This is a genomic window from Streptomyces sp. ActVer (assembly GCF_027270795.1).
Taxonomy (GTDB): Bacteria; Actinomycetota; Actinomycetes; order Streptomycetales; family Streptomycetaceae; genus Streptomyces; species Streptomyces umbrinus_A.
The window spans coordinates 1-7,609 of the sequence record NZ_JAPWHT010000486.1; the positions used below are offsets into that span (position 1 = coordinate 1).

Annotated in this window: 8 protein-coding genes; 5 read left to right on the plus strand and 3 right to left on the minus strand. The window is 69.1% G+C overall.

Annotation, left to right across the window (positions count from 1 at the left end; all coding sequences use genetic code 11):
* Positions 1-117: 117 nt before the first annotated feature.
* The 3 genes from xseA to O3Q52_RS44895 all read left to right on the plus strand — a co-directional run bounded on the left by xseA (position 118) and on the right by O3Q52_RS44895 (position 2,465).
* Positions 118-1,338, plus strand: a complete 1,221-nt coding sequence (gene xseA / locus O3Q52_RS44885; protein ID WP_269654277.1) for an exodeoxyribonuclease VII large subunit — start codon at positions 118-120, stop codon at positions 1,336-1,338.
* A 9-nt stretch (positions 1,339-1,347) separates the two neighbouring features.
* Entirely contained in the window at positions 1,348-1,623 is a 276-nt protein-coding gene (locus O3Q52_RS44890) for an exodeoxyribonuclease VII small subunit (protein WP_269654278.1), read from the plus strand.
* A gap of 251 nt (positions 1,624-1,874) precedes the next feature.
* Positions 1,875-2,465, plus strand: coding sequence for a malonic semialdehyde reductase (locus O3Q52_RS44895; RefSeq protein WP_269654279.1), 591 nt, complete (start codon positions 1,875-1,877; stop codon positions 2,463-2,465).
* A gap of 67 nt (positions 2,466-2,532) precedes the next feature.
* Here the strand turns inward: O3Q52_RS44895 and O3Q52_RS44900 are convergent, their stop codons facing one another.
* Entirely contained in the window at positions 2,533-3,051 is a 519-nt protein-coding gene (locus tag O3Q52_RS44900) for a DUF4245 domain-containing protein (protein WP_269654280.1), read from the minus strand.
* A gap of 125 nt (positions 3,052-3,176) precedes the next feature.
* Here O3Q52_RS44900 and glpX point away from each other — a divergent pair, with 125 nt between their 5' ends.
* Positions 3,177-4,208 (plus strand): class II fructose-bisphosphatase, encoded by a 1,032-nt coding sequence (gene glpX, locus O3Q52_RS44905; RefSeq protein WP_189837419.1) that lies wholly within the window; start codon positions 3,177-3,179, stop codon positions 4,206-4,208.
* A 193-nt stretch (positions 4,209-4,401) separates the two neighbouring features.
* On the opposite strand, the gene O3Q52_RS44910 is transcribed toward glpX, so the two are convergent.
* The gene (locus tag O3Q52_RS44910; protein WP_269654281.1) at positions 4,402-4,779 is read right to left on the minus strand and encodes a WhiB family transcriptional regulator; all 378 of its coding nucleotides are present in this window, start codon (positions 4,777-4,779) and stop codon (positions 4,402-4,404) included.
* 163 nt (positions 4,780-4,942) lie between these two features.
* Positions 4,943-5,644: a DUF1707 domain-containing protein gene (locus O3Q52_RS44915; protein ID WP_269654282.1), complete on the minus strand. Its 702-nt coding sequence runs from the start codon at positions 5,642-5,644 to the stop codon at positions 4,943-4,945.
* Between the two features lie 156 nt (positions 5,645-5,800).
* On the opposite strand from O3Q52_RS44915, the gene O3Q52_RS44920 reads away from it, so the two are divergent.
* The gene (locus tag O3Q52_RS44920) at positions 5,801-7,492 is read left to right on the plus strand and encodes a fumarate hydratase (RefSeq protein ID WP_269654283.1); all 1,692 of its coding nucleotides are present in this window, start codon (positions 5,801-5,803) and stop codon (positions 7,490-7,492) included.
* Positions 7,493-7,609 lie beyond the last annotated feature (117 nt).

Here is a 7,609-nt window from a genome sequence, read left to right on the forward strand (position 1 = left end):
CCCCGCGCCCCTAAAAGGGGCGCGGGGAACTGCGCAATCAGCCCCCACCGACCCGCACCCGACCAACTCACCCCGACGCACGACCGCTCTGTCACAGCCTGCGGCTACGCTCGCCGCATGGCTCTCAACACGTCCTCGGACGCCCCCATCCCCGTCGGTGAGGTGTCGCGGCTCATCGGGGGATGGATCGACCGGCTCGGGGCGGTGTGGGTGGAGGGGCAGATCACCCAGTTGTCGCGGCGGCCGGGCGCGGGTGTGGTGTTTCTGACGCTGCGCGATCCGTCGTACGACATCTCGGTGAGCGTGACCTGCTACCGCCAGGTGTTCGACGCGGTCGCCGACGTGGTGAGCGAGGGCGCCCGTGTCGTCGTACTCGCGAAGCCCGAGTGGTACGCGCCTCGTGGGCAGCTGTCGTTGCGGGCTGCCGAGATAAAGCCCGTGGGTGTGGGTGAACTGCTCGCCCGGCTTGAGCAGTTGAAGAAGTCCTTGGCGCGTGAGGGGCTGTTCGCTGCCGAGCGCAAGAAGCCGCTGCCCTTCCTGCCCCAGCTCATCGGGCTCGTCTGCGGCCGTGCCTCCGCCGCCGAGCGGGACGTGCTGGAGAACGCGCGCCACCGCTGGCCCGCCGTCCGCTTCGAGGTGCGCAACGTCGCCGTGCAGGGCGTCCACGCGGTCCCCCAGGTCGTCCAGGCCGTGAAGGACCTCGACGCGCTCGACGACGTGGACGTGATCATCGTGGCGCGCGGCGGCGGCAGCGTGGAGGACCTGCTCCCGTTCTCGGACGAGCAGCTCGTACGGGCGGTCGCGTCCTGCCGTACACCGGTCGTGTCGGCCATCGGGCACGAACCCGACAACCCGCTGCTCGACCACGTGGCCGACCTGCGCGCCTCCACCCCCACCGACGCGGCGAAGAAGGTCGTCCCGGACGTCGGCGAGGAGTACGAGCGCGTCCAGTTCCTGCGCGACCGCGCCCGCCGCAGCGTCCAGTCGCTCATCGACCGGGAGGAGAGAGGCCTCGCCCACGCGCTGGCCCGCCCCTCGATAGAGGATCCGCACCGGATGGTCGACGAGCGCGCGGACCATGTCGCCGCGCTGCTCGACCGCGGCCGCCGCACGCTCGGGCACCTCCTCGACCGCGCCGACTCGGAGCTGACGCACACGCACGCGCGCGTGGTGGCGCTCTCCCCCGCCGCGACCCTCAAGCGGGGGTACGCGGTGCTGCAGAAGTCCGACGGTCACGCGGTCCGGTCCCCGGACGAGGTGACGGCGGACGAGTCCCTGCGGGCGAGGGTCGCCGAGGGCGAGTTCACGGTACGAGTCGATGTCCGAGACAGACCCTAGGGTGGGCGCATGACCAGCAGGACGGACGAGGCGCTCGGGTACGAGCAGGCACGGGACGAGCTCATCGAGGTCGTACGACGCCTGGAGGCGGGCGGTACGACACTTGAGGAGTCGCTCGCCCTGTGGGAGCGGGGCGAGGAGTTGGCCAAGGTGTGCCGCCGGTGGCTGGACGGCGCCCGCGCCCGCCTCGACGCGGCTCTGGCGGGGGCGGAAGCGGGAGAGGAAGCCGAGGAGGCGTCCGGCGACTCCGGCTCCGGCTCCGGCTCCGGCTCCGGCTCCGGCTGAGTAGCTCAGGGTCCGGCTGAGTAGCTCCGGGTCCCGTGTCTGACGGCCGTCAGACACGACTGTCAGGCACGGGAGACCCCCTCGAAAACACCCTTGGCGCTCACGTTCACACCCGCTTCGCCAACCTTCGCGGCTGTGAAACGGATCACTATGCTCCAGTTTTAGTTGAACCCTAAACTTCATCCACGTACCTTCGGAAGTGCAAGGCGATCCCCCACAGGGTTCGACGCACTCCCCGAAAAGGTTGATTCATGTCCCTCGTCCTCGACCCCACCGCTCAGGACCTGCTCTTCCGCCAGGCCCGCACCGCGAACGCCTTCACCGACGAGCCCGTCTCCGAGGAGCAGGTGCAGGCGATCTACGACCTGGTCAAGTTCGGCCCGACCGCCTTCAACCAGTCCCCGCTGCGCATCACCCTGGTCCGCTCCGCCGAGGCCCGCGAGCGCCTGGTGCGGCACATGTCCGAGGGCAACCAGCCGAAGACGGCCACCGCCCCGCTCGTCGCGATCCTCTCCGCGGACAACGAGTTCCATGAGGAACTCCCGCACCTCTTCCCGCACTTCCCGCAGGCCAAGGACGTCTTCTTCGCCGAGCGCCCGGCCCGTGAGGGTGCCGCCACCGTCAACGCCGCGCTGCAGGCCGCGTACTTCATCATCGGAGTCCGCGCCGCCGGCCTGGCCGCCGGTCCGATGACGGGCTTCGACTTCGCGGGCGTCCAGAAGGAGTTCCTGGACGACGACCACACCCCGCTGATGGTGGTCAACATCGGCAAGCCGGGCGAGAACGCCTGGTTCCCGCGCTCCCCGCGCCTTGAGGCCGACCAGGTCATCACCACGGTCTGAGCCTCGCAGCACGCGTGACGACGGCCCCCGGCAGGAATGCCGGGGGCCGTCGTCACGCGTGCGGGACCTACTCCGTCTTCAGGGCCTCGGCCATCTTCGTCAGCTGCGCGAAGGACGCCGTTCCGGTCACGACCGTCGTGGAACCCTTCTCCCGGAGGACGAGGGCGTCGTACTTCGCGCCCTCGTACCGCTTCCAGGAGCGCTCGCCGATGCGCTGCGTCGTGTTCGTCTCCTCGGCGCCCTGGCTCGCGTCGTCGATGAACGTGACGGGTTTCTGAGTCGACTGCTCGATCGCCACGTACTCACCGTCGGGGTCGTGGAAGCCGAGGTGCCACGCGTCGAAGTCGGCGCCCTGGAACCGCACCGACGTGGCCTTCCACTCCTTGGACAGACCCTCGGGCGCCGCCACCGGATAGGGGGCCGCGCGGCGTGCCGTGAGGAGCTCCACGCGGTAGTCGACCCGCTTGAGAGGGGGCTCCGAGTCGTCATTGGGAATGAAGAAGTAGATGAAGCCCGCGACTATGCCGATCAGGCCCAGGGACAACACCATGTCCCGGACCGACTGCTTGCCTTTCATACCTGCCACGCCCCCATCGTCGCAGGTGTACTGGTCTGCTCATCCGTGGGCCCCCCTGCTCATTTTGTCGGACTGAGGATAGAGTCGGCCCGAACCCTCATCCGGCCGTCGTCGTATCAGAAAGGTGCGCTCCGATGACCGAGCATCACTTGCCGTCCGAACTCGAGGTCCCGTCCGAGGCCCCCGACCGAAACCTCGCCCTTGAGCTCGTCCGGGTCACCGAAGCCGCCGCCATGGCCGCGGGCCGCTGGGTCGGCCGCGGCGACAAGAACGGCGCTGACGGAGCGGCCGTACGGGCCATGCGGACCCTCGTCTCCACCGTCTCGATGAACGGCGTCGTCGTCATCGGGGAGGGCGAGAAGGACGAGGCCCCGATGCTCTACAACGGGGAGCGCGTCGGAGACGGGACGGGCCCCGAGTGCGACATCGCCGTCGACCCGATCGACGGCACCACGCTCACCGCGAAGGGCATGACGAACGCGATCGCGGTGCTGGCCGCCGCCGACCGCGGCACCATGTTCGACCCGTCCGCGGTCTTCTACATGGACAAGCTGGTCACCGGCCCCGAGGCCGCCGACTTCGTCGACATCAACGCGCCCGTGTCCGTGAACATCCGCCGGGTCGCCAAGGCCAAGCGCGTCACGCCCGAGGACGTCACGGTCGTCATCCTCGACCGGCCGCGCCACGACGGCATCATCAAGGAGATCCGGGAGACCGGCGCCCGCATCAAGCTCATCTCCGACGGCGATGTCGCGGGCTCGATCCTGGCGCTGCGCGAGGGCACCGGCATCGACCTGCTGCTCGGCATCGGCGGTACGCCCGAGGGCATCATCTCCGCCTGTGCGGTGAAGTGCCTGGGCGGCACGATCCAGGGCAAGTTGTGGCCCAAGGACGACGAGGAGCGCGCCCGGGCCGTCGACGCGGGCCACGACCTCGACCGGGTCCTGTTCACCGACGACCTGGTCTCCGGCGAGAACGTCTTCTTCGTCGCGACGGGGATCACCGACGGTGAGCTGCTTCGGGGGGTTCGCTATCGGCCCGAGACCGCGACGACCGACTCGATCGTGATGCGGTCGAAGTCTGGGACGGTGCGGCAGATCAACTCGGAGCACCGGCTGGCGAAGCTGCGGGCTTATAGCGCGATCGACTTCGATCGCGCCAAGTAGGTTCGCCGGCTGCGCCGTTCACTGCGGGCCGTGGGTATCTGCGGGTGTGTATGGGCTGGCCGCGCCCGCGGCGGAGCCGCAAGATGTCACAGCCCCGCGCCCCATAACAGGGCGCGTACCCGCAGCGCGGCGGTGATTCTTGTACGGCGACGGGGCGCCCCTTGTGCGGAGGGGCGCCCCATCGGCGTGTGAGTCAGCCGGCCGCGGCTATCGTTCCGGTGGCTCGGGCCGCCTTCTGGAGTTCGAGGTCGCGGCGGCGGCGCCGGGCCAGGACCACTCGGCGCTCGGCGGCGGTGAGGCCGCCCCATACGCCGTACGGCTCGGGTTGCAGCAGTGCGTGTTCGCGGCATTCGACCATCACCGGACAGCGTGCGCAGACCCGCTTGGCCGCCTCCTCCCGGGACAGCCGGGCCGCGGTGGGTTCTTTCGAGGGCGCGAAGAACAGCCCGGCCTCGTCGCGGCGGCACACGGCCTCCGTGTGCCAAGGGGCGTCCTGGTCCCTGTCGCGCACCGGTGCCGGCTGGGGCGGAACGGCGGCGACCTGCAGGGACTGATGCGGCGGATGCAGCACGGTCTACTCCTGACGACGGCTTCGCGAGCGAGAGACGATGCAGCAAGGCCTACCCGCTGTACGCGCGCCTATGCACTCAGTTCCGAAGCGCGGGAGATCCCGACCGGCACTGGACCGTCACTACTGGACCAATACCCTCCGCTCGCCGCGAAATTCGCGACCGTCAATGCCCGAGGTGTTTGCGCAACTTGGCGTTCACCCGGTCCCCGACCCGGTCGAGGATGTCCTCGATCAGCTTGCCCCGCTTGGGTTTTGCCTCGATATTTCCCAGTACGGCCAGTCCGTCCACGTACACCACGGGGGCGTCGTGGTCGACCGAATCAAGCGTGTCCACCTCGAAGTTGCCGAGGACGCCGCCGCCGTTGCCGCGCAACGACACGTTCTCAGGGACTCGGACCTCGACGTTGCCGAAGACCGCTATCGCCTTGATCACGACCTGCTGGTGCTCGAAGACCGCCTCACTGAGGTCTATCTCCACGCTGCCGAAGATCGCGTACGCGTGCGTGCGGCGGCCGATGCGCCAGCGGCCCTTGCGGACGGCCGCGCTGAACACCGCCACCACGTTCTCCTCGGCGACCGGGGGGACCGTGCCCGGGGTGGGGCGGTTCGGTGCCGGGGCGAACGTCGCCGACGGGCGGGACGGGTGGGCCACCGGCAGGTCCGCCACGAGTGGTTCCAGCTCGCCGACGGTCTTCGCGCGGAAGACGTCCTCGACCCGCTCGGAGTGCTCCTCCGCGGTGAGGCGGCCCTCGGCGAGGGCCTCGCGCAGGATGTCCGCCGTCCGGTCGCGGTCGGCGTCGGACGCCCGGAGGTCGGTCTGCTTCCGAAGTTCGGGTGCGGGTGCGGTGCGCTTCTCTAGGTCCACGACAGCAGCGTACCCAAACGCGATAGATCGCGACTAGAGGGTGTGGACGGCGAACTGAGCCTTACCTCACAAGCCTGGTGTCGGTAGCAGGTTCTACGCTGGTGGACGCCCGCCAATGGAGGCCGGCCGCTGTCTGTCGATGAAGGATTTGGCGAGATGCCGCATAATTCCCCCCCGCCCAGCCCGGCGTTCGCGTACACCGATCTGCTCCCCCAGGGAGAGGACACCACCCCCTACCGGCTGGTGACCTCCGAGGGTGTCTCCACCTTCGAGGCCGACGGGCGCACGTTCCTCAAGGTGGAGCCGGAGGCTCTGCGCAAGCTCGCCGCCGAGGCCATCCACGACATCCAGCACTATCTGCGGCCGGCGCACCTCGCGCAGCTGCGGCGCATCATCGACGACCCCGAGGCGTCGAGCAACGACAAGTTCGTCGCGCTGGACCTCCTGAAGAACGCGAACATCGCCGCCGCGGGCGTCCTGCCCATGTGCCAGGACACCGGCACGGCGATCATCATGGGCAAACGCGGGCAGAACGTGCTCACCGAGGGCGGCGACGAGGCCGCGCTGAGCCGCGGCATCTACGACGCCTACCTGAACCTCAACCTGCGCTACTCGCAGATGGCCCCCCTCACCATGTGGGACGAGAAGAACACCGGGTCGAACCTGCCCGCCCAGATCGAGCTGTACGCGACCGACGGCGGCGCCTACAAGTTCCTCTTCATGGCCAAGGGCGGCGGCTCGGCCAACAAGTCGTTCCTCTACCAGGAGACGAAGGCCGTTCTGAACGAGTCCTCCATGATGAAGTTCCTGGAGGAGAAGATCCGCTCCCTGGGTACCGCGGCCTGCCCGCCGTACCACCTGGCGATCGTCGTCGGCGGTACGAGCGCGGAGTACGCCCTGAAGACCGCGAAGTACGCCTCCGCGCACTACCTGGACGAGATCCCCGCCGAGGGCTCCGAGCTCGGGCACGGCTTCCGGGACAAGGAGCTGGAGGAGAAGGTCTTCGAGCTGACCCAGCGGATCGGGATCGGGGCGCAGTTCGGCGGCAAGTACTTCTGCCACGACGTGCGCGTGGTGCGGCTGCCGCGGCACGGGGCGTCCTGTCCGGTCGCCATCGCCGTCTCCTGCTCGGCCGACCGTCAGGCCGTCGCGAAGATCACCGCCGAGGGCGTCTTCCTTGAGCAGTTGGAGACCGACCCGGCGCGGTTCCTGCCGGAGACCACGGACGAGCACCTCGACGAGGCGTCGGACGTCGTCGAGATCGACCTGAACCAGCCCATGGACGACATCCTCGCCGAACTCACCAAGTTCCCGGTGAAGACCCGGCTGTCCCTCTCCGGGCCGCTCGTCGTGGCACGGGACATCGCGCACGCCAAGATCAAGGAGCGGTTGGACGCGGGCGAGGAGATGCCGCAGTACCTGAAGGACCACCCCGTGTACTACGCGGGGCCGGCCAAGACGCCCGAGGGGTACGCGTCCGGGTCGTTCGGGCCCACCACGGCCGGGCGGATGGACTCGTACGTGGAGCAGTTCCAGGCGGCGGGCGGGTCCAAGGTGATGTTGGCCAAGGGGAATCGGTCTCAGCAGGTCACCGACGCGTGTGGGGCCCACGGGGGCTTCTATCTCGGGTCCATCGGTGGGCCTGCGGCGCGGCTTGCGCAGGACTGCATCAAGAAGGTCGAGGTCGTCGAGTACGAGGAGCTCGGGATGGAGGCCGTGTGGAAGATCGAGGTGGAGGACTTCCCGGCGTTCATCGTGGTCGACGACAAGGGCAACGACTTCTTCAAGGATCCGGCGCCGGCGCCTACGTTCACGTCTATTCCTGTGCGGGGGCCCGGGCTGGGTTAGTCGGGGGGCGCTGCGGGGTTTTTCGCCCCCGCCGCCCCTGCCCTCCCCCACTCTCGGCTTCGCTCGAGCGGGGGGACCCCCATCGTCCCTTACTCAGGGGCTCCGCCCCCGAACCCC